The 25,845-nt window shown below is 68.9% G+C and carries 29 protein-coding genes and 1 riboswitch; of the genes, 19 read left to right on the plus strand and 10 right to left on the minus strand.

All coding sequences use genetic code 11. The features are described 5' to 3' along the window. Nucleotides 1-2 precede the first annotated feature (2 nt). Nucleotides 3-419, minus strand: coding sequence for a VOC family protein (locus tag J3S89_RS13725; RefSeq protein ID WP_217928176.1), 417 nt, complete (start codon nt 417-419; stop codon nt 3-5). 161 nt (nt 420-580) lie between these two features. Between J3S89_RS13725 and J3S89_RS13730 the strand changes: the two genes are divergently transcribed. The 7 genes from J3S89_RS13730 to J3S89_RS13760 all read left to right on the plus strand — a co-directional run bounded on the left by J3S89_RS13730 (nt 581) and on the right by J3S89_RS13760 (nt 6,518). Continuing rightward, nucleotides 581-1,375 (plus strand): thymidylate synthase, encoded by a 795-nt coding sequence (locus J3S89_RS13730; protein ID WP_217928177.1) that lies wholly within the window; start codon nt 581-583, stop codon nt 1,373-1,375. After that, a complete protein-coding gene (locus tag J3S89_RS13735) occupies nt 1,372-1,875 on the plus strand; it encodes a GNAT family N-acetyltransferase (RefSeq protein WP_420801315.1) in 504 nt (167 codons plus the stop codon). Before J3S89_RS13730 ends, J3S89_RS13735 begins: the two co-directional genes overlap by 4 nt. Beyond that, complete coding sequence (locus tag J3S89_RS13740; RefSeq protein WP_217928178.1) at nt 1,872-2,399, plus strand: dihydrofolate reductase; 528 nt, start codon at nt 1,872-1,874, stop codon at nt 2,397-2,399. Before J3S89_RS13735 ends, J3S89_RS13740 begins: the two co-directional genes overlap by 4 nt. Before the next feature lie 155 nt (nt 2,400-2,554). Continuing rightward, nucleotides 2,555-3,730, plus strand: coding sequence for an FtsH protease activity modulator HflK (hflK, locus tag J3S89_RS13745; protein ID WP_217928180.1), 1,176 nt, complete (start codon nt 2,555-2,557; stop codon nt 3,728-3,730). After that, nucleotides 3,730-4,620, plus strand: coding sequence for a protease modulator HflC (gene hflC / locus J3S89_RS13750; protein ID WP_217928181.1), 891 nt, complete (start codon nt 3,730-3,732; stop codon nt 4,618-4,620). Before hflK ends, hflC begins: the two co-directional genes overlap by 1 nt. Nucleotide 4,621: 1 nt before the next feature. Continuing rightward, the gene (locus J3S89_RS13755; protein WP_217928182.1) at nt 4,622-4,825 is read left to right on the plus strand and encodes a DUF2065 domain-containing protein; all 204 of its coding nucleotides are present in this window, start codon (nt 4,622-4,624) and stop codon (nt 4,823-4,825) included. 154 nt (nt 4,826-4,979) lie between these two features. Continuing rightward, nucleotides 4,980-6,518 (plus strand): DegQ family serine endoprotease, encoded by a 1,539-nt coding sequence (locus tag J3S89_RS13760; RefSeq protein ID WP_217928468.1) that lies wholly within the window; start codon nt 4,980-4,982, stop codon nt 6,516-6,518. Nucleotides 6,519-6,819: 301 nt separating this feature from the next. Here J3S89_RS13760 and serB read toward each other — a convergent pair whose 3' ends face one another. Then, a complete protein-coding gene (gene serB, locus J3S89_RS13765; RefSeq protein WP_217928183.1) occupies nt 6,820-7,710 on the minus strand; it encodes a phosphoserine phosphatase SerB in 891 nt (296 codons plus the stop codon). 50 nt (nt 7,711-7,760) lie between these two features. On the opposite strand from serB, the gene miaA reads away from it, so the two are divergent. From miaA to J3S89_RS13790, 5 genes are all read left to right on the plus strand, one after another. Further along, nucleotides 7,761-8,702 (plus strand): tRNA (adenosine(37)-N6)-dimethylallyltransferase MiaA, encoded by a 942-nt coding sequence (gene miaA, locus J3S89_RS13770; RefSeq protein WP_217928184.1) that lies wholly within the window; start codon nt 7,761-7,763, stop codon nt 8,700-8,702. 296 nt (nt 8,703-8,998) lie between these two features. Beyond that, nucleotides 8,999-10,759 (plus strand): acetolactate synthase 3 large subunit, encoded by a 1,761-nt coding sequence (locus J3S89_RS13775; protein ID WP_217928185.1) that lies wholly within the window; start codon nt 8,999-9,001, stop codon nt 10,757-10,759. Nucleotides 10,760-10,836: 77 nt separating this feature from the next. Beyond that, complete coding sequence (ilvN, locus tag J3S89_RS13780; RefSeq protein WP_217928186.1) at nt 10,837-11,373, plus strand: acetolactate synthase small subunit; 537 nt, start codon at nt 10,837-10,839, stop codon at nt 11,371-11,373. A gap of 142 nt (nt 11,374-11,515) precedes the next feature. Next, complete coding sequence (locus J3S89_RS13785) at nt 11,516-12,385, plus strand: hypothetical protein (protein WP_217928187.1); 870 nt, start codon at nt 11,516-11,518, stop codon at nt 12,383-12,385. A gap of 173 nt (nt 12,386-12,558) precedes the next feature. Next, nucleotides 12,559-14,169: a hypothetical protein gene (locus J3S89_RS13790; protein ID WP_217928188.1), complete on the plus strand. Its 1,611-nt coding sequence runs from the start codon at nt 12,559-12,561 to the stop codon at nt 14,167-14,169. A 24-nt stretch (nt 14,170-14,193) separates the two neighbouring features. Here J3S89_RS13790 and J3S89_RS13795 read toward each other — a convergent pair whose 3' ends face one another. Next, nucleotides 14,194-14,664, minus strand: a complete 471-nt coding sequence (locus tag J3S89_RS13795; RefSeq protein ID WP_217928189.1) for a protoglobin domain-containing protein — start codon at nt 14,662-14,664, stop codon at nt 14,194-14,196. Between the two features lie 559 nt (nt 14,665-15,223). Here J3S89_RS13795 and J3S89_RS13800 point away from each other — a divergent pair. Continuing rightward, entirely contained in the window at nt 15,224-15,910 is a 687-nt protein-coding gene (locus tag J3S89_RS13800) for a TetR/AcrR family transcriptional regulator (protein ID WP_230489060.1), read from the plus strand. Nucleotides 15,911-15,934: 24 nt separating this feature from the next. After that, nucleotides 15,935-16,954 (plus strand): ketol-acid reductoisomerase, encoded by a 1,020-nt coding sequence (ilvC, locus tag J3S89_RS13805; protein WP_217928192.1) that lies wholly within the window; start codon nt 15,935-15,937, stop codon nt 16,952-16,954. A 69-nt stretch (nt 16,955-17,023) separates the two neighbouring features. Here ilvC and J3S89_RS13810 read toward each other — a convergent pair whose 3' ends face one another. The 4 genes from J3S89_RS13810 to blaOXA form a co-directional block, all read right to left on the minus strand. Further along, the gene (locus tag J3S89_RS13810) at nt 17,024-17,728 is read right to left on the minus strand and encodes a GNAT family N-acetyltransferase (RefSeq protein ID WP_217928193.1); all 705 of its coding nucleotides are present in this window, start codon (nt 17,726-17,728) and stop codon (nt 17,024-17,026) included. Beyond that, complete coding sequence (locus J3S89_RS13815; protein ID WP_217928194.1) at nt 17,725-18,228, minus strand: MarR family winged helix-turn-helix transcriptional regulator; 504 nt, start codon at nt 18,226-18,228, stop codon at nt 17,725-17,727. The genes J3S89_RS13810 and J3S89_RS13815 overlap by 4 nt, the downstream gene beginning before the upstream one ends. A gap of 119 nt (nt 18,229-18,347) precedes the next feature. Then, nucleotides 18,348-18,851, minus strand: coding sequence for a hypothetical protein (locus J3S89_RS13820; protein WP_217928195.1), 504 nt, complete (start codon nt 18,849-18,851; stop codon nt 18,348-18,350). A 59-nt stretch (nt 18,852-18,910) separates the two neighbouring features. After that, nucleotides 18,911-19,717: a class D beta-lactamase gene (gene blaOXA, locus J3S89_RS13825; protein WP_420801313.1), complete on the minus strand. Its 807-nt coding sequence runs from the start codon at nt 19,715-19,717 to the stop codon at nt 18,911-18,913. A gap of 116 nt (nt 19,718-19,833) precedes the next feature. Between blaOXA and J3S89_RS13830 the strand changes: the two genes are divergently transcribed. Next, a complete protein-coding gene (locus tag J3S89_RS13830) occupies nt 19,834-20,124 on the plus strand; it encodes a hypothetical protein (protein ID WP_217928197.1) in 291 nt (96 codons plus the stop codon). Between the two features lie 89 nt (nt 20,125-20,213). Then, nucleotides 20,214-20,603 carry a hypothetical protein gene (locus tag J3S89_RS13835; protein WP_217928198.1) on the plus strand — a complete coding sequence of 130 codons (390 nt, stop codon included), beginning with the start codon at nt 20,214-20,216 and terminating at the stop codon, nt 20,601-20,603. A gap of 88 nt (nt 20,604-20,691) precedes the next feature. Here the strand turns inward: J3S89_RS13835 and J3S89_RS13840 are convergent, their stop codons facing one another. The 3 genes from J3S89_RS13840 to J3S89_RS13850 form a co-directional block, all read right to left on the minus strand. After that, entirely contained in the window at nt 20,692-21,234 is a 543-nt protein-coding gene (locus tag J3S89_RS13840; protein ID WP_217928200.1) for a hypothetical protein, read from the minus strand. 67 nt (nt 21,235-21,301) lie between these two features. Next, on the minus strand, nt 21,302-22,945 hold the full coding sequence (gene pgi / locus J3S89_RS13845; protein WP_217928202.1) for a glucose-6-phosphate isomerase: 1,644 nt from the start codon (nt 22,943-22,945) through the stop codon (nt 21,302-21,304). 92 nt (nt 22,946-23,037) lie between these two features. Further along, nucleotides 23,038-23,274, minus strand: a complete 237-nt coding sequence (locus tag J3S89_RS13850) for an Lrp/AsnC ligand binding domain-containing protein (RefSeq protein ID WP_217928204.1) — start codon at nt 23,272-23,274, stop codon at nt 23,038-23,040. A 141-nt stretch (nt 23,275-23,415) separates the two neighbouring features. Continuing rightward, a riboswitch (TPP riboswitch) is annotated at nt 23,416-23,521 on the plus strand. Here J3S89_RS13850 and thiM point away from each other — a divergent pair. From thiM to thiD, 3 genes are all read left to right on the plus strand, one after another. After that, nucleotides 23,510-24,316, plus strand: a complete 807-nt coding sequence (thiM, locus tag J3S89_RS13855) for a hydroxyethylthiazole kinase (protein ID WP_217928205.1) — start codon at nt 23,510-23,512, stop codon at nt 24,314-24,316. Its footprint overlaps the riboswitch before it by 12 nt. After that, nucleotides 24,313-24,975, plus strand: coding sequence for a thiamine phosphate synthase (thiE, locus tag J3S89_RS13860; RefSeq protein ID WP_217928206.1), 663 nt, complete (start codon nt 24,313-24,315; stop codon nt 24,973-24,975). The genes thiM and thiE overlap by 4 nt, the downstream gene beginning before the upstream one ends. Continuing rightward, nucleotides 24,972-25,781, plus strand: a complete 810-nt coding sequence (gene thiD, locus J3S89_RS13865; protein ID WP_217928207.1) for a bifunctional hydroxymethylpyrimidine kinase/phosphomethylpyrimidine kinase — start codon at nt 24,972-24,974, stop codon at nt 25,779-25,781. Before thiE ends, thiD begins: the two co-directional genes overlap by 4 nt. Nucleotides 25,782-25,845 lie beyond the last annotated feature (64 nt).

Below are 25,845 nucleotides of genomic sequence, written 5' to 3' on the forward strand. Positions count from 1 at the left end.
GCTCAGCCGACGATCTCGATCAGGGCGCCCTCGGGCGAGCGGATCACCGCCTCGTAATAGCCGTCGCCGGTGGTGCGCGGCGGCGAGACCAGCGCGCCCTCGGCGGCCAGTGTCGCGGCGAGCGTGTCGACCGCCTCGCGCGAGCCGAGATCGATCGCCACATGGGTCCAGCCGATCCGCTCGGCCGGGTCGGCGCGATCGCCGTCGAGCCAGGGTCCGGTCATCAACTCGAGCGCCGGGCCCTCGGCGAGGCGGACGAAGCGCGAGCGGAAGCCCGGGCGATTGCGGCTGACGTATTCCTCGCCGACGGCGGCGGCGAAATGGCGGGCCCAGAAGGCGACGGAGGCGTCGAGGTCGGGGGTCCACAGGGCGACGTGCGCGATGCGGGCGGGGGCGAGCCGGGGGGACGCGGGACGCATGAGGGCCTCCATCGGGTGTGAAAAGTCGGGGACCACGGCGAGGTCCTCGGTTGAACGGTCATCGCGGCGCGAGTAGGGCAGGGGAAGCGTTGCGCGACGGGCGGGGCGGTCCCATGCTCGCGCTTCGCCGAGGGGCGAGTCGAGAGCGGAGAGGGAAATCGATGCGAGCCTATCTCGATCTGATGCGGCGGATCCGCGACGAGGGCGCCACCAAGACCGACCGCACCGGCACCGGCACGCGCTCCGTCTTCGGCCATCAGATGCGTTTCGATCTCGCCGACGGCTTCCCGGTGCTCACCACCAAGAAGCTGCATCTGAAGTCGATCATCCACGAACTGCTGTGGTTCCTGGCCGGCGACACCAACATCAAATATCTGAAGGACAACGGCGTTTCGATCTGGGACGAGTGGGCCGACGAAAACGGCGATCTCGGGCCGGTCTACGGCCACCAGTGGCGCTCGTGGCCGAAGCCCGACGGCGGCACGATCGATCAGATCGCCTGGGTCCAGAACGAGATCCGCCGCAATCCCGACAGCCGCCGCCTGATCGTCTCGGCATGGAACCCGGCCGACATTCCGCGCATGAAGCTGCCGCCGTGCCATCTCCTGTTCCAGTTCTACGTCGCCGACGGCCGGCTCTCCTGCCAGCTCTATCAGCGCTCGGCCGACGTCTTCCTGGGCGTGCCCTTCAACATCGCCTCCTACGCGCTGCTGACGATGATGATGGCGCAGGCGACGGGCCTGAAGGCCGGCGACTTCGTCCATTCCTTCGGCGACGCCCATCTCTATCTGAACCATCTCGATCAGGTGGAGACGCAGCTCACGCGCGAGACACGGCCGCTGCCGACGATGGCGATCGATCCGGGGATCTCCGACATCTTCGACTTCCGCTTCGAGCATTTCCGGCTCGAGGGTTACGATCCCCATCCCCACATCAAAGCGCCGGTGGCGGTATGAGCGGGGATCGTATGAGTGGGGGCGTGATCCGGCCGGCGCGGCCCGGCGAGGCGGGGGTGGTGCTCTCCTTCATTCGGGCGCTCGCGGTCTACGAGAAGCTCGAGCACGAGGTGACCGCGACCGAGGCGATGATCGACGCGGCGCTGTTCGGCGAGCACCCACGCGCCTTCTGCGATCTGATCGAGGAGGCGGGGCGGCCGGTCGGCTTCGCCCTGTGGTTCTACAATTTCTCGACTTTCGAGGGGAAACACGGGATCTATCTGGAAGATCTCTTCGTTCTCCCGGAGGCGCGCGGGCGCGGGTACGGCAAGGCCTTGCTGGCGCATCTGGCGCGGCGTTGCGTCGCGGAGGGGCTCGGGCGGCTGCAATGGTGGGTGCTCGACTGGAACACGCCCTCGATCGACTTCTATCGCGGGCTCGGGGCGCGGCCGATGGACGAATGGACGGTGATGCGCGTCGACGGCGACGCGCTCGTCCGGTTGGCGGAGGCGGGCACATGAGCGGGGTCGAACTCTTCTGTGTCGTGGCGGCGGCCCGCAATCGGGTGATCGGCCGTGGCGGGACGCTGCCCTGGCACATCCCCTCCGACCTGAAGCACTTCAAGGCGGCGACGCTCGGGCGGCCGATGATCATGGGGCGGCGGACCTGGGCCTCGATCGGCCGGGCGCTGCCGGGCCGGACCACGCTGGTCGTCAGTCGCGAGCCGGGCTTTGCGGCCGAGGGCACGGAGGTCGTCGCCTCGCTCGAGGCGGCGATCGCGCGGGGCCGGGCGATCGCGGCGCGGGACGGGGTCGACGGGGTCGCGATCGTCGGCGGCGGCGAGATCTACGCCCAGGCGCTGCCGCTCTGCGATCGGGTCGAGCTGACCGAGGTGCGGCTCGATCCGCCGGTCGAGGGGGCGGTGCTCTTTCCCGCGCTCGACGCGGGCACCTGGGTCGAGACCGCGCGGGTCGCGGGGACGCGCACGGAGCGCGACGACGCCGACTTCGACTTCGTCACGCTGCGGCGGCGTGGCGCGGCCTGAAGTCGCGATCGCGATTCGATTTCGGCTTTCTTTCCAGCGGTCGCGTTGAAACGCCCGGTCGCGATACCTATAAAACGGGGAGTGCTACGGCGCGACACGTCTCGGGCCCACGGTTCCTCGTGCCGTGGAACCCGTCATCCGACAAAGGAAAAGACATGCCTTGGAGCAACCAGAACGGCGGCGGCGGAAGCGGCGGCGGATGGAAGGGCGGCGGCGGCGGCCCATGGGGTCAACCGCCGCGCGGACCTTCCGGTGGCGGCGGCAATCAGCCCCCCGATCTCGAGGAACTCCTGCGACGGAGCCAGGAACAGCTGCGCAGCTGGCTGCCGGGCAGCGGCGGCGGCTCGGGCGGTGGCGGTCTCGGCGGGATCGGCCTCAAGGGCCTCGGCCTCGGCGCGGTCGCGGCGCTCGCGCTGTGGCTGGCGACCGGGTTCTACCGGGTCGAGCCGGACGAGCTCGGCGTCGAGCTGGTGCTGGGCAAGGTGGTGTCGCAGACGACGCCGGGCCTCAACTACAATTTCCCGTACCCGATCGGGCAGGTCTACACGCCGAAGGTCCTGGCGGTGCGCGAGCTCTCCGTCGGCCAGCGCGACGGCGACGGCGTGCGCAGCCTGTCGCCGCGTGACGGCAGCGACGAGAGCCTGATGCTGACCGGCGACGAGAACATGATCGACGTCTCGTTCAAGGTGCAATGGGACGTCAAGGACGCGACCGCCTATCTCTTCAACATCCAGAACCCGGAGGCCACCGTGAAGGCGGTCGCCGAGAGTTCGATGCGCGAGGTGGTCGGCCGCAACACGCTCGACTATCTGCTCACCGAGAACCAGGTGGTGGTGCAGAACGAGGTGCGGCGGCTGATGCAGAAGGCGCTCGATTCCTACGGCGCCGGCATCGAGATCCGCCTCGTCAACATCAACGGCAACGGCGCCAACCCGCCGGTGCAGGTGATCGACTCCTTCCGCGACGTCCAGGCGGCGAGCATCGACGCGGTGCGTCTGCAGAACGAGGCGCGCTCCTACGCCAACAAGATCGTGCCGGAAGCGCGCGGTCAGGCGGCGGCGATCACCGCCCAGGCGCAGGCCTATCGCCAGCGCACCGTGGAAGAGGCGCGCGGTCAGGCCGACCGCTTCTCGGCGGTGCTGACGGAATACAAGCTCGCTCCCGACGTGACGCGCGAACGGCTCTATCTCGAGACGATGGAGCGGGTGTTCGGCGGGATGGACAAGGTCATCGTCGATCAGGGCAAGGGCGAGGGATCGGTCCTGCCCTATCTGCCGCTCGATCAGATCGGCCGTAAGGCCCAGCCGCGTACCGGCACCGGAGGTCAGTGATGAAGAACGGATTCATCGGGCTCTTCGCCGTCGCCGCGGCGGTGGTGATCGCCTTCGTCACCGGCGTCGCCTTCGTCGTCACGCCGACCATGCAGGTCCTCGTGCTGCAGTTCGGTCAGGTCAAGCGGGCGGTCGTCGAGCCGGGCATCTACTTCAAGATTCCCTTCATCCAGAACGTCGAATATCTCGACAAGCGGATCCTCGACATCGACCTCAACCCGCAGGAGCTGATCGCCTCCGACAAGAAGCGGCTGGTGGTCGACGCCTTCGCGCGCTACCGCATCATCGATCCGGTGCAGTTCTACCAGTCGGTCCGGACGATCCAGGGCGGCAATCAGCGCCTCAACACCTTCGTCTCCTCGGCGGTGCGCGCGGTTCTGGCCGACGCGACCTTCTTCGAGGTGGTGCGGGACGACCGCGCCGGGCTGATGGACAAGATCCGCACCCAGGTCGACGGCGAGGCCAAGGGCATCGGCGTCAAGATCGTCGACGTCAAGCTGCGCCGCGCCGATCTGCCGCAGAAGAACTCCGAGGCGGTGTTCCAGCGGATGCAGACCGAGCGTCAGCGCGAGGCGACCGAGCTGCGCGCCAAGGGCGCGGAGGAATCGAGCCGCATCCGCGCCAAGGCCGAGGCCGAGAAGGAGATCCTTCTGGCGGAGGCGAACCGCGACGCGGAACGGGTTCGCGGCGAGGGCGATGCCGAGCGCATCAAGATCTTCGCCGACGCCTTCGGCAAGGACCCCGATTTCTTCGCCTTCTATCGCTCGATGCAGGCCTACGAGGCGTCGATGAAGGGCTCGGACACCCGGGTTCTCCTGTCGCCGAACTCGTCCGACTTCTTCCGCTACCTGACCGACCCGAAGGGCGGAACGAGCGCGGGGGCCAAGTGAGGTGACGGCGGGCCCGGGCACGCGCGACTTTCTGGCGGCGCTCGGGCTGCTGCTGGTGTTCGAGGGGGTGCTCTACGCGCTCGCCCCGGGCGCCCTGAAGCGGATGTTCGAGGCGGCGCAGACGCTCGACGACGGGGCGCTCAGGATCGGTGGCGTGCTCGCGGTGGCGGCCGGAGTGGCCGTCGTGTGGTGGGTGCGCGGCTGAGGCCCGAGGTCGTCGGATCACATCGCCGCGAGGCGAGACGGGGCGGGCATGGTTCCGCCCCATTCCGTCGTTTGTGTCGACGTGCGAAGACACCACCCGGACCGGCGCCACGCGGAGCGGCCGGTAAACGAGAAGGACCGACGTCCCGATGACGATGCCTGCCCCCTCCGGTTCGACCCTGGCGCGGACGCGTCTTCTTCTCGGCGCGACGCTGGCGGCGACGCTCGTCGCCGGCACCGCCTTCGCCCAGACCGCGACGGCGCCGCTCTCGGCCCCGGTGGCCCCCTCGGCGGCGGCGTCGCAGCCGACCCGGCACGGCCCGGCTTCGGTCGCCGATCTCGCCGACGCGCTCTCCGGCGCGGTGGTCAACATCTCGACCACTCAGACGGTGGCGGCGGAACGGCCGATCCAGATCCCCAAGGCGCCGGACGGATCGCCCTTGCAGGAGTTCTTCGACGAGTTCTTCAAGAACCAGATGGGCAAGAACGGCGGCGCGCCGCGCAAGATCCAGTCGCTCGGCTCGGGCTTCGTGATCGACGCCTCCGGCCTGATCGTCACCAACAATCACGTCATCGACGGCGCCGACGAGATCACCGCCAACTTCACCGACGGCACCAAGCTGAAGGCGGAACTGGTCGGGCGCGACAAGAAGACCGATCTGGCGCTGCTGCGCGTCAAGCCGCTGAAGCCGCTGACGGCGGTCAAGTTCGGCGACAGCGACAAGGCGCGGGTCGGCGACTGGGTGATGGCGATCGGCAATCCGTTCGGCTTCGGCGGCACGGTGACGGTCGGCATCGTCTCGGCGCGCAATCGCGACATCAATTCCGGCCCCTACGACAACTACATCCAGACCGACGCGGCCATCAACAAGGGCAACTCGGGCGGCCCGCTGTTCGACATGTACGGCGACGTGATCGGCATCAACACGGCGATCATCTCGCCGACCGGCGGCTCGATCGGCATCGGCTTCGCGGTGCCCTCGAAGACCGCGGCGGCGGTGGTGGAGCAGCTGAAGCAGTATGGCGAGACCCGGCGCGGCTGGCTCGGCGTGCGCATTCAGGGTGTTTCCGACGACATCGCGGAGAGCCTCGGCCTGAAGGAGGCCAAGGGCGCGCTGGTCGCGGGCATCTCCGAGAAGGGCCCGGCCGACAAGGCGGGGATCCAGGCCGGCGACGTCATCGTCAAATTCGACGGCAAGGACGTGCCCAACGTGCGCGAGTTGCCGCGCATGGTCGCCGACACGCCGATCGACAAGTCGGTCGAGGTGGTGGTGCTCCGGAAGGGCAAGGAGGTCACCGTCAAGGTGGCGCTCGGCCGGCTCGAGGAGGGCGAGAAGCTCGCGGCCGCCGACAAGCCCGGCACCAAGCCCGACTCGGTGGTGCCCACCACCAAGACCGTCGCTGGCGCGACGCTGGCGCCGCTCGACGCGGAGGCGCGGGCGAAGTTCAAGATCAAGGATCAGGTCGCCAAGGGCGTGGTGGTGACCGAGGTCGCGCCGGGTTCGGCGGCGGCGGAAAAGCGGATCCAGCCGGGCGAGGTCATCCTCGAGGTCGGCCAGGAGGAGGTCGCGAGCCCCGAGGACGTCGTCAAGAAGTTCGAGGCGCTGAAGAAGGACGGCCGCAAGCGGGCGCTCCTGCTGATCGCCTCCGCCGAGGGCGAAATGCGCTTCGTGACGCTCGCCTCGGCCGAGTGAGGCTCTTTCGCGCGTGACGAGATCGGACGGCGCCGGAGCGATCCGGCGCCGTCGTCGTTTTTCGGAGTCCGAGCCGGAGCGGGGCACCGTCTCCTGTCGAGGGCGTGAGGTCCCGACCCATTCGACGTCGAGCGGAGGTCCTTCACCCTGAGGTGCGAGCGTGAGCTCGCCTCGAAGGGCCAAGGGCCAAGGGCCGAAGGGCACGGCCCCGTCGAGGCTTCGCCCTTCGAGGCCCGGTCTTCGACCGTGCGCCTCAGGGCGAAGCCGAACCCGGCGCAGAGTCGAGACTTTCCGCGTCGTCTCAATCGGCCACGAATTCGCTGCGCCGATAGCCCTGGAGGTAGAGCAGAGCGGTCAGATCGCCGTGGTCGATGCGGGCGTGGGCGGCGGCGGCCACCTTGGGCTTGGCGTGATAGGCGACGCCGAGGCCGGAGGCCTCGATCATGGCGAGGTCGTTGGCGCCGTCGCCGACCGCGAGGGTCAGGTCCATCGGCACCTTCTTTTCCGCCGCCAGCTCGAGGAGCGAGGCCTTCTTGGCGTCCTGGCCGAGGATCGGCTCGGCGACGGTGCCGGCGAGCTTGCCGTCCGCCTCGATCAGAAGGTTCGAACGGTGCTCGTGAAAGCCGATCATCTTGGAGATCGGGCCGGTGAAGACGGTGAAGCCGCCGGAGACGAGCGCGGTATAGGCGCCGTTCGCCCGCATGGTGCGCACCAGCTCGATGGCGCCGGGGGTGATGCGGATCCGCTCGGCGATGACCTTGGCGACGACACTCGCCGGCAGTCCGGCGAGGAGGCCGACACGTTCCCGGAGAGCCGGCTCGAAGGCGATCTCGCCGCGCATGGCGCGTTCGGTGATCGCCGCGATCTTCTCCTTCAGCCCCAGTTCGGCGGCGAGTTCGTCGATGCATTCCTGGCCGATCATGGTGGAATCCATGTCGGCGATCAGCAGGCCCTTGGCGCGGGCGCCGATCCTCTGCACCACCACGTCGACCGAGGCGGCGAGTGCCTGCCGCAGGTCCTCGGCGACCGCCTTCTCGGTGCCGGGCTCGGCGCGGAAATGGACGTCGGCGGCGATGCCGCTCGCCAGCGTGTCGATCGCGGTGCCGGCGAGCCGGGCGCGGGCGGCCTCGGCCAGCGCCGCGTCGACGGCGGGGGTGGTCGGCGCGGAGATCAGGGTTGCAACATGAGTCATGATCGAGAACAAGCTCCTGACCGGGGCGAGGCGACGAGCGAGGGCGGCGAATGAGCGAGAAGAGGGCGGCGCCCGCGCGCGCGGTGCTTATCGCAGGACCGACGGCGAGCGGCAAGTCGGCGCTGGCGCTCGACCTCGCCGAGGCGCTCGACGGGGTCGTGATCAACGCCGACTCGATGCAGATCTACGATGGGCTGCGCATCCTCACCGCGCGGCCGTCGCCGGCGGAGGAGGCGCGCGCGCCGCATCGGCTCTATGGTCACGTCGATCCCGCCCATGCCTTCTCGGTCGCCGAGTGGCTCGCCGACGTCGGCCCGGTGCTCGAGGAGACCCGGGACGCGGGACGGGTGCCGATCGTGGTCGGGGGCACCGGGCTCTATTTCGAGGGCCTGCTCGAGGGGCTCGCGCCGGTGCCGGAGATCGCCGAGGAGGTACGCGCCCATTGGCGCGCGCGCGCCGACGCGGTCGGGGCGGAGGCGCTCCACCGCGATCTCGAACGGCTCGATCCGGTGATGGCGGAGCGGCTCAGGCCGTCGGACACGCAGCGCATCACCCGCGCGCTCGAGGTCATCGCCTCGACCGGACGCTCGCTCGCCGATTGGCAGGCGGCGCCGCATTCACCGGCACTGCTCACGCGCGAGGAGACGGTGCGGATCGTGCTGGAGCCGGAGCGGGCGGTGCTCCACGAGCGGATCGCGCGGCGGTTCCGACTGATGATCGCGGAGGGCGCGATCGAGGAGGCGGCGGCGTTCGCGGCGCGAGGCCTGTCGCCGCGCCTGCCGGCGTGCCGGGCGATCGGGGTCGCGGCGCTGGCGCAAGTCGCCGCCGGGCGGCTGCCGCTCCAGGACGGGATGACGCGCGGCATCGTCGAGACCCGGCAATATGCCAAGCGTCAGTCGACGTGGTTTCGCGGGCGGATGGGCGAGTGGCTGCGCGGTGAGGCGGCCGATCTCCACGCGGCGACGATCGCGGTGATCGCGGGAGGGGCGTGAGCGACGATTTCGTCGAAGTTCGACGCGAAATCGTCAAAACCCTCACTTGACCGGCCGGAAGTCGATCGCTAACGTCCCGGCCATCGACCAACCAGAGGATCTGCGCCGCCATGTCGCGCATCGACATTCTCGTACTCGTATCGCGCGCCGCCGCCGGGACCCGCTGAAGGGGTTCCCGAACGAGAGCGAGCGCGCGGATCCAGGCCCCCCACCGGGGCCTTTTTTATTACCCGAACCAGACCATCGACAATCGGAAGAGGCGCCCGGACGGGCGGCCGAGGAGCGGAGAAGACCCCATGTCACGGCAGATGACCGGAGCGGAAATGGTGATCGCGGCCCTGCAGGATCAGGGTGTCGAGGTGCTGTTCGGCTATCCCGGCGGATCGGTGCTGCCGATCTACGACGCGATCTTCAAGCAGGAGAAGATCCGCCACGTTCTGGTTCGCCACGAGCAGGGCGCGGTCCATGCCGCCGAGGGCTACGCGCGGTCGACCGGCAAGGTCGGCGCGGTCCTCGTCACCTCCGGCCCCGGCGCGACCAATGCGGTCACCGGCCTCACCGACGCGTTGATGGACTCCATCCCGCTGGTCTGCATCACAGGGCAGGTTCCGACCCATCTGATCGGTCAGGACGCCTTCCAGGAGTGCGACACCGTCGGCATCACCCGGCCCTGCACCAAGCACAATTGGCTGGTCAAGCGGATCGAGGATCTGCCGCGCATCCTGCACGAGGCCTTCCTGGTCGCCAAGTCCGGCCGTCCCGGCCCGGTCGTCATCGACATTCCGAAGGACGTCCAGTTCGCGACCGGCACCTACGTCGGCCCGAAGAACATCCAGCACAAGACCTATCGCCCGAAGATCAAGGGCGACATGGACGCGATCCGCAAGGCGGTCGAGATGATCGGCAAGGCCCATCGGCCGATCTTCTATACCGGCGGCGGCGTCATCAACTCCGGCCCGGCGGCCTCGCAGCTGCTGCGCGAGCTGGTCAAGGCGACCGGCTATCCGATCACCTCGACGCTGATGGGCCTCGGCGCCTATCCCGCCAAGGACGATCAGTTCCTGGGCATGCTGGGCATGCACGGGACGCTCGAGGCCAACATGGCGATGCACGAGTCGGATCTGATCATCTGCGTCGGCGCGCGCTTCGACGACCGCATCACCGGCCGTCTCGACGCCTTCGCGCCGCATGCCAAGAAGATCCACATCGACATCGACCCGTCCTCGATCAACAAGATCATCAAGGTCGACTGCGCCATCGTCGGCGACGTCGCCCATGTGCTCGAGGACATGCTGCGCGTCTGGAAGCAGACCCAGCCGGAGATCGACAAGAAGGCGCTGAAGGCCTGGTGGGGCAAGATCGAGGCCTGGAAGGCGCGCAAGTGCCTCGCCTACAAGGGCTCCGACGAGATCATCAAGCCGCAGTACGCGATCCAGCGTCTCTACGAGATGACGAAGAAGCACGACACCTACATCACGACCGAGGTCGGTCAGCACCAGATGTGGGCGGCGCAATTCTTCAAGTTCGACGAGCCCAATCGCTGGATGACCTCGGGCGGTCTCGGCACCATGGGCTACGGCATTCCGGCGGCGGTCGGCGTGCAGATGGCGCATCCGAAGTCGCTCGTCATCGACATCGCCGGCGAGGCCTCGGTGCTGATGACCATGCAGGAGATGTCGACGGCGGTGCAGTATCGCCTGCCGATCAAGATCTTCATCCTGAACAACCACTACATGGGCATGGTCCGGCAGTGGCAGGAGCTTCTGCACGGCGGGCGCTATTCGGAGAGCTATTCGGAGGCGCTGCCCGACTTCGTCAAGCTGGCGGAAGCCTTCGGCGGCGTCGGCATCCGCTGCGACAAGCCGTCCGAACTCGACGCGGCGATCCAGCAGATGATCGACTGCCCGAAGCCGGTGATCTTCGACTGCATCGTCGATCCGGCCGAGAACTGCTTCCCGATGATCCCGTCGGGCAAGGCGCACAACGAGATGCTGTTCGGTGACGCGGTCGAGGACATCGGCTCGGTCATCGACGAGAAGGGCAAGATGTTGGTGTGAGGCGATCGCGGCGCGGGTGATCGCCCGCGCCGTCGCTCCTCCGTTTCCGGTTTTCTCAGACAACGACGGTTCTCGCCATGAACACCTCGCATTATCCCTCTCAGCACATCTTCCAGACGCCCGAAACCCACACGCTCTCGGTGATCGTCGACAACGAACCGGGCGTTCTCGCCCGCGTCGTCGGTCTCTTCTCCGGTCGCGGCTACAACATCGAGAGCCTGACGGTCTCGGAGACGGAACACGAAGCCCATCTTTCGCGCATCACCATCGTCACCACCGGCACGCCTATGGTCATCGAGCAGATCAAGAACCAGTTGGCGCGGCTGGTGCCGGTCCACCGGGTGGTCGATCTGACCGTGACCGGCCGGGTGCTGGCGCGCGAGCTGGCGCTGATCAAGGTCAAGGGCAAGGGCGAGGCGCGCGTCGAGGCGCTGCGTCTGGCCGACGCCTTCCGCGCCCGCGTGGTCGACGCCAACACCGAGAGCTTCGTGTTCGAGCTGACCGGCAAGTCCGACAAGATCGACGAATTCGTCGGGCTGATGGGGCCGCTCGGCCTCGTCGAATATTCGCGCACGGGCGTGGCCGCGATCTCGCGCGGACCCGACGCGATGTGAACCGGGACGGGCGGGGCGACGATCGGCGATGCCGTCGCGTCCCGCCTCGTTCGTGGCTCCGTGACGGCTTTCGTCACTTCGTCGCAGCGTCGATTTCCCCTATCGTCCCGTCGCGCGAGGCACGTGCGGCGGGACGAACGTCATGATCGAATGGGGACTACGGGCGCTCGGCGCCTTCTGGATCGTGGGCGGCGCGGCGACCCTGATCGCCTTGTGGCGGTCGCGGCCGTTCGACCGGCTGTTGGCGGCGCTCGGCGGTGGGTGGCGGCGGCGCGACCGCATTCGCGCCGGTCTCCTCGGTCTCGGAGCGGTGCTGACGCTGGCGTCCGGGGCGGGCCTCGCGGCGCTCGATCGCGCGGCTCCCGGCCTCATGGTCGCCAATGCGCTCGTCCAGGCGGCGTGGCTCGTCTTCGCGGCGCGGGCGTTTCCGCCGGAGGACGACGACGAGGCGCTCGGCCGCCGGCGGGTGGTCGTGGCCTTCGTGCTCTGGTGCCTCGCCACGGCGGCCGTGGTCACGGCCGCGCTCGGCGATGCCGTGAGGTTCGCGGCTCTGCCGCTGTTCGAGGCGGGGCTCGCGTTCGTGTCGCTGGCGCTGGCGGCGATCGTCGGATGGAGCGCGACGGCACGCGCCTGGGACGGGGCCGGGGCGGACGAGGAGATCCGGGGCGACGTTCCGGAGCCGATCGTCGATCCGACGGTGCCGCATCGTTGGATGTTCGCGCCCAACATCGTGACCGCGTCCATGCGCGACGTCGATACCGATCGGACGTTCGAGCCGGCGGCCCTGAAGCTGCCGGAGGCGCTGACCGAGCGGCTGGAGGCGTTCGAGATCGAGGTCCTCGAGCATCTCGTGGAGAGTCGCGACGACCCGGAGGTCTATGTCCTGCCGGCGCGGATCCGACGCGACCTCGAGGCGCGGATCGGCGAACTCGCCGAGGCGTTGAAGCCGCATGCGCTGAACGGCGAGACGTCGTGGTGGCTGCCACCGGGCGAGGAGCCGGAGCCGACGTGACGGACGCCGGGCGAGGTGCATTTCGATCACGCTCGAGAACTATTCGAAAATTTCCGTGGGCGCGGATTCGCTTCGTCACGAAATCGGCGTAGATCGCGGAGAGAGACGCCGGCTCGAGATCGCGCCGCGCCTTCTCTCCCGATTGAACGTTCATTCCTGTCGTTCGGACCCCCATGACCGTAGATCAAATCCATGCCCCGGAGGCGTGTCGCGTTCCGCCAGCGCGAGCTCGTCTCGTCGACCTTCTCCTGACGCACGAATTCTCGGTCGCGTTCTGGCTCCTGACGATCCTGGTGGTGACGCCGGTGTTCCTGGTCGGGGTGCCGCCGCTCGCCGACTACGTCAACCACCTCGCGCGCATGCGGGTGATCGCGGTCCAGGGGGTCGATCCGTCGCTGACGGCCTTCTACAAGATCGACTGGCAGCTGATCCCCAATCTGGCGATGGATCTGATCGTGCCGGTGCTCGACCGGATTCTCGACATCTATCGGGCCGGGCAGATCTTCACCGCGCTCACCGTTTTGTCGATGGTGACGGGGCCGATGGCGGTGCACAAGGCGCTGTTCGGACGGATCAACGCCTTCCCGCTCGTCGCCTTCGTCGTGGTCTACAACGGCATCTTCCTGTTCGGGATGATGAACTATCTGCTCGGCGTCGGTCTGGCGATGTGGGGGCTCGCGGCCTGGATCGCGCTGAAGGAACGGCCGGTGATCCTGCGGATGATCGTCTCGGCGGTGTTCTGCTTCCTGCTCTACGTCTGTCATCTCTACGCGGTCGGGCTCTACGGGCTCGCCATCGGCTCCTACGAACTGTGGGCGTGGAGCCGCCGGCGCTTCGCCCTCGACCGGGCGCTGATGGTCGATCTCGTCGCGCTGATCGTGCCGGTGCTGCCCTTGGTGCCGCTCCTGATGGGGTCGTCGACCTGGGGGCTGGTCACGGAATACGCCTGGGCGCCGCAGAGCAAGATGGAAGGGCTGGAACTGATCTTCCGGACCTATGTCGACACGCACGACCTCGCGCTGATGGGGCTCGGCGCGGTGGCGCTCGGCTGGGCGCTCCATCGCGGCATCCTGTCGGTGCACGGGGCGATCTGGCCGCTCGCCTTCTTCGGCTTCGCGGTGTTCCTGGCGATGCCCTACACCCTGTTCGGCTCGGAAATGGCCGATCAGCGGATGCCGGTGGCGCTCCTCCTGATGCTGATCGGCTTCGTTCACCTCGATCCTGACGACAAGTGGTCGAAGGCCGGGTTCCTGGTGCTGGTGGTCGGCTTCGCGGCGATGCGGGTCGGCGACGTCGCGGTGCATTGGCTGAAGATCGACGCGATCTATACCGACATGCGCGCCTCCTTCGCCTCCATGCCGCGCGGCTCGAAGATCCTGGTCTCGGTCGCCGACGATCCCAAGGGCGCGCAGGCCGAGCAGGACGCGATCAGCCATGCGCCCTGTCTCGCCATGATCGAGCGCTCGGCGCTGGTCTCGACCGCCTTCACCGTCAAGGGCAAGCAGATCATGACGGTGCGCAAGGCGTTCCGCGCCCAGGTCGACACCGAGGACGGGGTGCCGCCGGCGATCTCGCAGCTGGTGGCGACGTCCTACGTCTTCGACGACGACGAACCGCGTGAGCACTTCTGGGACAAGTGGACGGAGGAGGACGACTACGTCTATGTCCTCTACACCGAGAAGGAAGCCGACAACCCGGATCCGAGCAATCTCGATCTCGCCTATGACGGCAAGGGCTTCCAGCTCTACAAGGTCAAGAAGAACGCGGACGCCGAGGGGCGCTGAGCCCCTCGTCGACCGTCCGGCGGATCAGTCGATCAGCGCCACGTCATAGGCGCCGATGGCCATCGCCATGTCGAAGAAGATCAGCTTGGTGACCGAGGCGATCAGATCGGCGCGTTCGTCGGTGTCGAGGTTCGGGACCCGAGTCAGGTCCTCGACGAGCCGCGAGGCGAACCAGCCATAGGCCTGGATATAGAGCTTCGGCAGGATGTCGTGCTCGCGGTGGACGATGCCGACGCGGGTCACGCGGGTCACATAGGCATCGTCGATGCCCTGTTCGAACAGGCGCTCCCAATGGTCGATCAGCAGGTTCGTCAGGCGATCGGAATCGACGCCGACGAGATGGTTCGCCGCGCTGGTCGCGGTCAAGGTCTCGATCAGGCGAACCGCCACGGGCCGAATGAGGCTCTTCAACAGGGGCAGGTTTCGCGACGCGCTGACGTGACATCGCTCGGTGAGGCCCATGACGGCGGCGGCTTCCATGATCTCGTCTCGCATGAAACGCGTATCCTCCTTGGACTTCGACGGAAGGCACCGTCGAGTGAGGCAACCTCCAATGGCCGGTTCGATCATGCACCGAATATTCGGGGCGTTCCTCAACAATCGATGATTGTGGGGTCGCCTCGGCCCGTTTCGGCGCATCTTGCCGGGAACGGATAGTCGTTCATCCACCACCGTGTGTTCTCTGCGACACGGCGACGCCGGGGCGGGCGCCGCGCCGATCCGGCGCGCCGGGCTCGAGGGTACGTCCATCGGCGCGCGGTCGGGCGAGACGAGAGGATCCGACGAACGGACCCTTGACCGCGCGCGGCGGCGCGGCTAAACCGACCGGCGACTAGTACCGTACGGTACAGTACGCTGCGCTGCGAAAGGCGGTTCTTCGCGCATGCGTGTGTCGCGGATGCGGGCAGGGCTCGCGGAGGCGCATATGGCATCGCGGAGGCGGGTGTCACGGGTTCGGACGCATCGCGGCGGAGACATCGCGTTCGATGTGGGGCGCGGTTCGCGAGCGGTGCGGTTCGGGGTGGGTCGCGCGACGTGGCCGGAGGGGTCTGGGGTGAACGTGTCTTCGATCCAGGACGAGGCGGCCTTGAGCGAGCGCCAGATCGGCGTTCTCGCGGCGGTGCTGCGTCTTCTGGTGGAGACCGGCGACCGGCTGACCATGGCGGCGGTGGCGCGGGCGGCCTCGTGCTCCAAGGAGACGCTCTACAAGTGGTTCGGCGATCGCGACGGGCTCCTCGCCGCGACGGTGCGCTGGCAGGCGGCGCGGGTCCGGGTCGGGCCGGTCGACCGCTCGCGTCTCGATCGGGAGCGCCTCGCCGAACGGCTCGAGGAATTCGCGATCAATTGGCTGAGCGTGATCTCGACCGACACGTCGATCGCGCTCAATCGGGTGGCGATCGGGGCGGCGGCCAAGGCGGGTGCCGCCGGGCCCGGGACGGGAGCGGCCGATCCGCATTCGCTGGGGGCGATCGTGCTCGAAAACGGCCGCTTCGCCATGGGGCGGCGGTTGAAGCCGGTGCTGGAGGCGGGTCGCGAGGCCGGTCTCCTCGCCTTCGACGACGCGGAGGAGGCGTTCCGCACCTTCTTCGGGCTCGTCGCCCGCGACATTCACATCCGGTTGCTGCTCGGCGACCGGATCGTTCTCGACCCCGAGCGGATTCGCGGCGAAGCCGCGCGTGCGGTCGGGCAATTCCTCGCTCTTCACGGAGCGGATCCCCAAACCGGCGCCGCCGGTGCGTAATCCCTGTCAGGGAAGGAAAAGAAGATGCGCGTCTATTACGATTCCGATGCCGACATCAATCTGATCAAGGGCAAGAAGGTCGTCATCGTCGGCTACGGCTCGCAGGGCCGGGCCCACGCCATGAACCTCAAGGATTCGGGCGTGAAGGAGATCCGGATCGCGCTGAAGGCCGGTTCGACCACCGCCGCCAAGGTCGTCGCCGACGGTCTCGAGGTGATGAGCGTCGCCGACGCCGCCAAGTGGGCCGACCTCATGATGATGGCGACCCCCGACGAGCTGCAGGCCGACATCTACAAGGCCGAGATCGCCCCCTTCATCCGTGACGGCGCGGCGATCGCCTTCGCCCACGGCCTCAACGTCCACTTCGGCCTGATCGAGCCGAAGAAGACCGTCGACGTCATCATGATCGCGCCGAAGGGCCCGGGCCACACCGTGCGCGGCGAGTATCAGAAGGGCGGCGGCGTGCCGTGTCTGATCGCCGTCCATCAGGACGCCTCGGGCAACGCCCACGACCTCGCGCTCTCCTACGCCTGCGGCGTCGGCGGCGGCCGTTCGGGCGTCATCGAGACCAACTTCCGCGAGGAATGCGAGACCGACCTGTTCGGCGAGCAGGTCGTGCTCTGCGGCGGTCTGGTCGAGCTGATCCGCGCCGGCTTCGAGACCCTGGTCGAGGCGGGCTATGCCCCCGAGATGGCCTATTTCGAGTGCCTGCACGAAGTGAAGCTGATCGTCGACCTCATCTACGAGGGCGGCATCGCCAACATGAACTACTCGATCTCCAACACCGCCGAATGGGGCGAGTACGTCTCCGGCCCGCGCATCATCACCTCCGAGACCAAGGCGGAGATGAAGAAGGTGCTGCGCGACATCCAGACCGGCAAGTTCACGTCGGACTGGATGCAGGAGTATCGCGCCGGCGCCGCCCGCTTCAAGGGCATCCGCCGTCTCAACGACGAGCATCAGATCGAGGAAGTCGGCGCCAAGCTGCGCGCCATGATGCCCTGGATCGGCAAGAACAAGCTCGTCGACAAGGCCAAGAACTGAGCGGTCCCGCTCCTCTTCCCGCCCGGACCCTCGGTTCGGGCGGGGGTCACGGACGTTCCCCGGCCGGCCTCACGCCGGCCGGAGGAGCACGAAGGTCATCTCCCGGCGCAGCCTGAAGCCGAGCCGCTCGTAGAGCGCGATCGCGCCGGCGTTGCTCGCGAAGGCGTGCAGAAACGGACGGTCGCCACGGACGAGGACGTCGCGGGCGACCCGGCTGCAGAGGATCGCGGCGAGGCCGCGGCCCCGGACGTCGGGATGGGTACAGACGCCGCTGACCTCGGTCAGGCCGGGCAGGCGCATCCGTTCCCCCGCCATCGCGACGAGGCGCCCCTCGATCCGAACCCCCCAGAAGCGACCGAGCGTATGCGTGCGCGCGGCGAAGGGCCCCGGCGCCGTCGCGGTGGCGAGGGCGAGCATGTCGCCGGCGTCGGTGTCGCCGAGCGGCTCGATCCCGGCGTCGTCGATCGCGGCTTCCTCGACGAGCCGATCGGGGCTCTCCAGCACCATCTGCACCGCCGGCGCGCGGATCTCTTCGCGGCACCCCGGCGGCACCGGCGAGGCGACCGCCTGCATCAGGCCGAGGCCGCCGGCCGAGACGACCAGCGCCGCGAGTTCGGCGAGGCTCTCCGCCTCGTCGTCGATCGTCGCCGCCAGCGGTCCGATGTCGGGATGAAAGCGGCGGGCCCGCTCGGTGCCGACCGAGACGGAGCGCTGGAGGGTCGAGAGGGCATGCCAGATCGGGCGGTCGAGGGCGGGGTGGTCGAGTGGGGTCACGGCCGGGGCTCCGTCTCGGGGAGGAGGTCACGAGCCCGCGCATCGAGCGGCCGCGCGGCGAGGGCGTCTTCCAAGGCGTCGAGTTGATCGAGCAGCGGGCCGTCGAGATCGGCGCAGAGCCGGCGCACCGCCGTCTCGATCGCCGGCCACAGGTCGCGTTCGGCGCGGTCGACGAGACGTCGTCCGGCCTCGGTGAGACGAACGACCCGGGCGCGCTGGTCGGTGGGATCGGCGGCGGTCGCGACGAGGCCGGCGGCCTCGAGCTGCGTGACCGAGCGGGTGATCGCCGGCTGGCTCACCCCGACGCGGCGCGCCAAGGCGCCGATCGAGGCGGGTTCGGTGCCGGCGAGGACGGCGAGCAGCGGATATTGGCCGGCGGCGATGTCCAGGCCGAGGCGCGCGGACAGACGCGTCACGTCTCCCTGCAGCCGCTCGCCGATCCGCTTCAGGCGGCTGCCGAGCGTCAAGTGTCCCATGCGTCGAACGAGGTCGTCGACCATCGCATCCTCCGAGCGGTCCACGCCGCCTCGGAAGATTTTACATAACGCGTTATATTCTTCAACGGCGATCGACGCGACGGGGCGAGGCGCTCGGGCGATGCGTCCGGTCGGGCCGCCGATCAGCTCGGGAATTCGCGCCGGGCCCAGGTGGCGGCGAGGGCGAGGAGGCCGGCGAGGCGGCGATCGTCGATGTCGGGGAGATACCAGGGGCCGGCATCGCCGGGCGCGCGAGTGGCGCGGATCGGGCGCGAGAGAGCGGGCAGGCCGTCGATCGCGGCGACCTCGAGCCGGCCGGAGAACTCGTCGCTCTCCGCCGGGGGAAATTCGCCGTCGCCGCTTCCGGAGGCGAGGCGGATCTCGTCGACACGCAGTGTTGCGACGCCGGCGCGGGAATCGTTCGGCGCGAGCATGTCGACGAAGGCGCGCTCGAGGGCGGGACGGCCGAGGGCCGCGACCTTCTCGGCATAGCCGGCGAGCCCCTTGGCGGCAATCGGCTGCACGTCGAGCGTGATCGCGCGCAGGCGGCGATGGGGCAGGGGCGGATGGCCGCCGACGATGCATCCGCCGAGCGGCGCGAGGCCGAGGGCGGCGAGGAGGGACCGACGGGTGAGGAGACGTTTCATCGAGGCCACCGTTCGCGCGGGGTTCGAGCAAGGGCGTCAGTCTACGACGGGCAGTGGCTTCAGAGCGAGCCCGGAGTGGTGAAGAGATCGGCGACGACCGAGTCTTTCGCGGCCAGTCCGGGAAAGACGGACGGTTTGCGGTCGAGACGCACCAGGCGCGCGAAGAGGACCGTGCGGCCGCCCTTCTCGGCCCAGCCGACGAACCAGCCGATCGGCCTTTCCCGGTCGAGCGAGTCGTCGGGGTGTCGCGCCGCCGCCGAGCCCGTCTTGCCGTAGAGGCGCCAGCCGCCCGGCTCCAGGCCGGTGTCGAGGAGGCGGATCGTCGTCTCGATGGCGTGGGGCGTGACGGGCAGCCGGCGGCCGACGAGCCCCCGCAGGAAGGCGATCTGCTCGAGCGGCGAGATCTTCAGGGACGAGCCGATCCAGGATCGGGTCAGGCCGTTGCCCTTGCCGGGGTCGCCGGAGACGTCGCGATTGCCGTAGTCGAGGCGCGCGACGGCGTCGGCGAAGCGCCGCTTCCCCAGGGCCTCGGTGATCTTCTGCGAATACCAGACCACCGAGTTGCGGATCCATCCGGTCGGATCTGTATCGGTCTTCCAAGAGGGCATCCAGGCGGGATAGCCTGGGCGATAGGGCAGGACGGGCGCATGTTCGTCGGTCAGGATGCCGGCGTCGAAGCCGATCACGGCGAGGGCGATCTTGAAGGTGGAGGCGGGCGTGACGCGAGTCTCGCAGTCTCCCTCCCGTTTCAGGAGAGTGTCGGTGCCGGCCTCGGCGACAGCCGTGCAGACGACCGACATCTCGGCTCTGGCGAGGGAGACGGAGGCGAGAGCGAACACGAGTGCGAGCGATGCGACATGTCTCACGGCCGATTCCCCCCCGAGTCGTCCCTTTTCACCACAGCGCTCGAGGATTATGGCATTCGGTGGACGGTCGGCGGTCCGCCGAGACCGTTCGAGAGGCAGGAGCCCGAGAGGTGGCGATGCGGCGGTTGAAACTGATGGCGGACTACGGCTGCCATCCCCTGTGGGGGACGGTCGACCCCGAGATCGGCGACATCGATCCGGCGAGCCTGCCGTTGTCGGCGGCGCTCATCGCCGATCTCGCCGCCTGGGCGGCGGCCTTCGACGCGACGCTCGACCGCGACGATCCCGCCGCTTCCGGCTTCGCCTCGGCCGAGGCGGAGGCGGCGTTCCGGGCCGAGGGCGAGCGTCTGGCGGCGCGGCTCTCGGCCGAACTCGGGCCGGATTTCGAGATCGTCCCGGTGCTCTGAGACGCGTCTCCGCAGCATTGCTCATGGATCGCCGCCGGCCGCGTGCCCATCTGAGGCGACGAGGAGGGCGCGAGCCGGGAGGGTCGGTCATGAGGCGAAGAGCGATCGGTGCGGTGGTGCTGGCAGTCGGACTGCTGGCGAGTGGGTCGGCGCTCGCGTGTTCCTGCGCGCGGGTCTCGCGCGAGGCGGTGATCGAGCGGGCGGAGGTCGCCTTTCGCGGCGAGATCGTCTCCTCGGGGAAGAGCCGTGACGGCCGCGAGGTGGTGGCGCGGGTCAGGGTGATCGCGCCGATCAAGGGGCGGGTGCCGGCGATGGTCACTGTGACCAGCACGGCGGTGGCCGCCCGCTGCGGCTATCCGCTCCATCAGGGCGCGACGCTCGACTTCGCCGGGCGCCTCGACGCGGGCGGGCGCATGGGCGTCGGCATGTGCGGCATGGTGCCGCTCAATCCGAGCCCGTGGGGCGATCGGCTCCGTTGAGGGCACGGTGCCGTCCCGGCCCGATCCCGCACCGTTCCGCCCGCGACCGTCGTGGTGGCGACGGCCGAGGCGTCACCTCGCGCGAATTTCAGGCGCCGAATTCCCGCCGTGCCCAGGCGGCGAAGACGGTCGCGACGCCGTCGAGGCGGCGCTGATCGATGTCGGGGAGAGACCAGGGGCCGGCGCTCTCGGCGTCTCGCGACGCGGTGATGCGGCGGCGAGTGGTGCCCCAGGTGACCCAGCCCTCGATCCAGTCGGAATGGGCGTCACCGGAGAAGGAGCCGAAGGGAATCGTCCGCCAGCGGCCGGCGACATAGACGGGGAAGTCGCAGGCGTCGATCTCGAGGGTCAGCACGGGGGCCTTGCGGTCGCTCGGATCGATCATGTCGGCGAAGGCGGGCGTGGCGGCGCGACGCACCGCGTCACCGACGCGCCGGGCCCAGGCGGGCATTCCGGCGGCGGCGATCGGCGAGGCGTCGACCTTCAGGGCGCGGAACCGGCGGCGCGGCAGCGGCGGCTCGAGGCCGAGCGCGGACTGGAGGCCCGGTTCCCCGGCGCAGCCGGCGAGCGGGGCGAGGGCGAGGCCGGCGAGGAGCGCGCGGCGGGTGAGAGGGGGGAATGACGAGGTCACTTGCGGAAGTCCTTCCTCGTGCGGGATGGGGCGCGGGGCGGCGACCTCGCGCCGGGCCGTTCTTCGCTCAGTCCTCGGCGCGGAGCGCCAGGAAATGCTCGAGCAATCCTCCGGTCGAGGGGTCGACGCCGGCGATCGGCGCGGCTCCGGTGACCATCGGCAGCAGGTCCGTCGCCAGTTGCTTGCCCAGCTCGACGCCCCATTGATCGAAGGAATTGACGTCGAACAACACGCCCTGGACGAAGACCTTGTGCTCGTAGAGCGCCAGGAGGCGGCCGAGGGTGAAGGGGTTCAGGCGGCGATAGAGGATGGTGTTCGAGGGGCGGTTGCCGGGGAAGATCTTGTGCGGGGTGAGCGCGTCGATCTTGGCCTTGTCCATGCCCGCGGCATGGAGTTCGGCACGCACGGCACGTTCGTTCTTGCCGGTCATCAGGGCCTGGGCCTGCGCGAGGCAATTGGCGACCAGCTTGGCGTGATGATCGCCCATCGGCTCGTTGGGCTCGGCGGCGACCAGGAAATCGACCGGGATGACGTCGGTCCCCTGGTGGATCAACTGGAAGAAGGCGTGCTGGCCGTTGGTGCCGGGCTCGCCCCATACCACCGGGCCGGTCGGACCCTCGACCGGACGGCCGTCGCGGCGCACCGATTTCCCGTTCGATTCCATGTCCAACTGCTGGAGATGGGCGGGGAAGCGCGACAGGCGCTGATCGTAGGGAATGATCGCCTGGGTCGGGAAGCCCATCAGCGAGCGATACCAGACGCCGATCAGGGCGAGCAGCACCGGCAGGTTGCGCTCGAGCGGGGCCTCGAGGAAATGGTCGTCCATCGCCGCGCCACCGGCCAGGAAGGCGCGGAAATTCTCCGGGCCGACCGAGAGCATCACCGGCAGGCCGATCGCCGACCACACCGAATAGCGCCCGCCGACCCAGTCCCAGAAGCCGAAGATGCGATTCTCGGCGATGCCGAAGGCCTTGACCTTGGGAATGGCGGTGGAGATCGCGGCGAAATGATCGGCGATCGCCGCCTCGCCGAGCGCCGAGACCAGCCAGGCGCGCGCCGAGGCGGCGTTGGTCATCGTCTCGAGCGTGGTGAAGGTCTTGGAGGCGATCAGGAACAGGGTCGTCTTCGGGTCGAGAGCCTTCAGCGTGTCGTGGAGATGGGCGCCGTCGACGTTGGAGACGTAGTGGACCTTCAGCGGGCCGGCCCAGGGCTCGAGCGCCAGCGTCACCATCGCCGGGCCGAGGTCGGAGCCGCCGATGCCGAGATTGACCACGTCGGTGAAGCGCTCGCCGGTGGCACCGCGCGCGGTGCCGGAGCGGACCGCCTCGGCGAAGGCGGTCATGGCGAGGAGCACGTCCTCGACGTCGCCGGTGACGTCGCGGCCGGCGACCGTGTAGGGGCGGCGCCGATCGGGATTGCGCAGGGCGACGTGGAGGACGGCGCGGCCCTCGGTCGTGTTGATCGCCTCGCCGGCGAACATCGCGGCGCGGCGATTCTCGAGCTTCGAGGCACGGGCGAGCGCGAAGAGGAGGCTCATCGTCTCGTCGTTCACCCGATTCTTGGAATAGTCGATCATCAGATCGTCGAGGCGGGCGGAGAAGCGCTCGAAGCGATCGGGCTCGGTGGCGAAGAGGTCGACGATATGGGCCGAGCGCATGGTCTGAGCATGAGCGCGGAGGGCCTGAAAGGCGACGTTGCGAGTATCGGTCATGGGTGTCGACCTTCTCGAGTCGTTGGAGGAGCGCGGGCGGCGCGCCACCCGCTCCGGCGTCGCGACCGGCGCCCGGAAGAGCGAGGCGCTCGTCAGAACGCCTTGAAGGTGATCAGGGTCTTGGTGTCGACGATCCCGGGAATCGGGTGGACCTTCTGATTGACGAAGTGGCCGATGTCGGTCTGGTCGTCGACGTAGAACTTGACGATCAGGTCGTGGTCGCCGGCGATCGAGTAGATTTCCGAGGCGATTTCGGCGTCGGCGATCGCGGTGGCGACGTCGTAGGACCGCCCGAGGGCGCATTTGATGAGGACGAAGAAGGGTTTCATTCCGGGGGGCCTCGTCGAGATTTCACGCCAGTCGACCAGATGAGGAAGCGAAGGGCAAGAGCGGAGGCTTGCGGATCAGTCCCGCGCGGGTCCTCGCGATCGAAAGCCCTTGCCAGGATCGGTTTCGCGGCTTAACTCTCGGCGATCTCATGGGGGTGCCCGACCAGGATCGGGCTGAGAGGCGAGCGCCAACTCCTAGAACCTGATCCGGGTCGTGCCGGCGGAGGGATTTGAGATGTCGTACGACGAGACCACTCTTCCGACTTCACCCGTGGGCAAGGTCCGCAAGCTCGAGGCGCGTCGCGTCGTCGAGGTGCTCGCCCATGTGCGCGAGCGCCGGCCGCGCGTCCACGTCCTGACCTCGCCGGTGGCGCAGACCTTCACCGCCAACATGTTGCTGGCGGTCGGGGCCGAGCCGTCGATGACCTTCTCACCGGAGGAGGTGCCGGCCTTCGTGGCCTCCGCCGACGCGCTGCTGGTCAATCTCGGCATGCTCGACCGCGTCCGCCGCGACGCCTCGACGACGGCGATCGAGGTCGCCAAGGAGGCCGGCGTCCCCTGGGTGCTCGATCCCGTCAAGATGCAGATCTCACCGTCGCGAATGGAGTTCGCGCGGCGGCTGATCGAGATGGACCCCGATCTGGTGCACACCAATCGCGGCGAGTTTCTGGGCCTCTCCGGGCTCGAGGCGAGCGACGAGGCGGTCGAGCAATATGCCGTCCATTTCGTCTCGACGCTGGCGGTCACCGGCGAGGTCGACATCGTCACCGACGGAACGCGGATCATTCGCGTCGCCAACGGTCATCCGCTGATGGACCGGGTCACGGCGATGGGCTGCGCCGGATTCGCGGTCGCCACCGCCTTCCGCGCGGTCGAGCCCGATCCGGTGGTGGCCGGCGCGGCGGCGCTGGTCGTGCTCGGCGTGGCGGGCGAGGTGGCGGCGGCGGCGGCCCATGGTCCCGGCTCCTTCGCCGTCGAGATCCTCGACGCGCTCCACACTCTCGACGAAGAAACCCTGCTGGCACGAGCGAAGATCCGATGATCCCCGACATCCGCTGTTATGCCATTCTCGACCCCGAGCACTGCCGGGGCCGCGATCTCGCCGACCTCGCGCGCGCCTCCGCCGAGGGGGGCGCGACGCTCCTTCAACTGCGCGACAAGCACGGCACCACCCGCGAGATGGTGGAGCGGGCGCGGGTGATCGTCGCGGCGCTCGCCGGCTCCAAGGTGCCGGTCCTGATCAACGACCGGGTCGACGTCGCGCTGGCGGCGCGGGCGGACGGCGTCCACGTCGGCCAGGACGACATGTCGCCGCAGGACGTGCGCCGCCTGATGGGACCCGACGCGATCGTCGGTCTGACGGTGAAGACCGCCGACCAGGCGGCGGAGGTGCCGGTCGGGCTGGTCGACTACACTTGTGTCGGCGGGATCTTCGCCACCGTCTCCAAGCACAACCCGGATCCGCCGGTCGGGCTCCTCGGCCTCGGCCGGCTCGCCGACCGGATCCGTCTGAAGCGGCGGGATCTTCCGGTCGGGGCGATCGCCGGCATTCGCGCCGACAATGCCGAGGAGGTGATCGCCGCCGGCGCCGACGGCGTGGCGGTGATCTCCGAGATCTTCATGGCCGACGATCCGCGCGCGGCGACGGAACGCCTGCGCAAGGCGGTCGATCGGGGTCTGGCGGGGAGGACGGAGCGATGACGGCCAAGGCGCTCACCATCGCCGGCTCGGATTCCGGCGGCGGCGCCGGGATCCAGGCGGATCTCAAGACCTTCTCGGCGCTCGGCGTCTACGGCGCCAGCGTGATCACCGCGCTGACGGCGCAGAACACGCGCGGCGTCACCGCGATCCTCGACGTGCCGCCGGAGTTCGTCACCGCTCAGATCGACGCGGTCTTCTCCGACATCGCCTTCGACGCGGTGAAGATCGGCATGCTGTCGCAGCCCGGCGTGATCCGCGCGGTACGCGACGGGCTCGACCGCTGGCGGGCGACGTCGGTGGTGCTCGATCCGGTGATGGTGGCGACCAGCGGCGACCTTCTGTTGGCGCCGGAGGCGATCGACGCCCTGCGCCGGCTCCTGCTGCCGCGCGCGACGCTGATCACCCCCAATCTGGCCGAGGCGGCGAAGCTGACCGATCAACCCATGGCCGACACGCCCGAGGCGATGATCGAACAGGGGCGGATCCTGCTCGGCATGGGCGCGCAGGCGGTGCTGGTGAAGGGGGGGCACGGCGAGGGGCGGGTCGCCGAGGACGTGCTGGTGAAGCCGAACGGGATCGAATGGTTCTCGGCGGCGCGCCATCCGACCCGCAACACCCACGGCACCGGCTGCACACTGTCGTCGGGGATCGCCGCCGGGCTCGCGCTCGGTCTCGACCTGACCCAATCGATCCGCGCGGCCAAGGCCTATCTGACGGCGGCGATCCGCACCGCCGATCGGCTGGCGATCGGCGGTGGCCGCGGGCCGGTCGATCATTTCCACGCCTGGTGGCCGGATCGGGCCTGAACCGCCCGGCTTCGCCTTTCGATCTCTCGCACGGGCGCCGTCGGGGCGCCGGATGGAGCACGTC

Source organism: Pinisolibacter aquiterrae, assembly GCF_019160155.1.
Taxonomy (GTDB): Bacteria; Pseudomonadota; Alphaproteobacteria; order Rhizobiales; family Ancalomicrobiaceae; genus Pinisolibacter; species Pinisolibacter aquiterrae.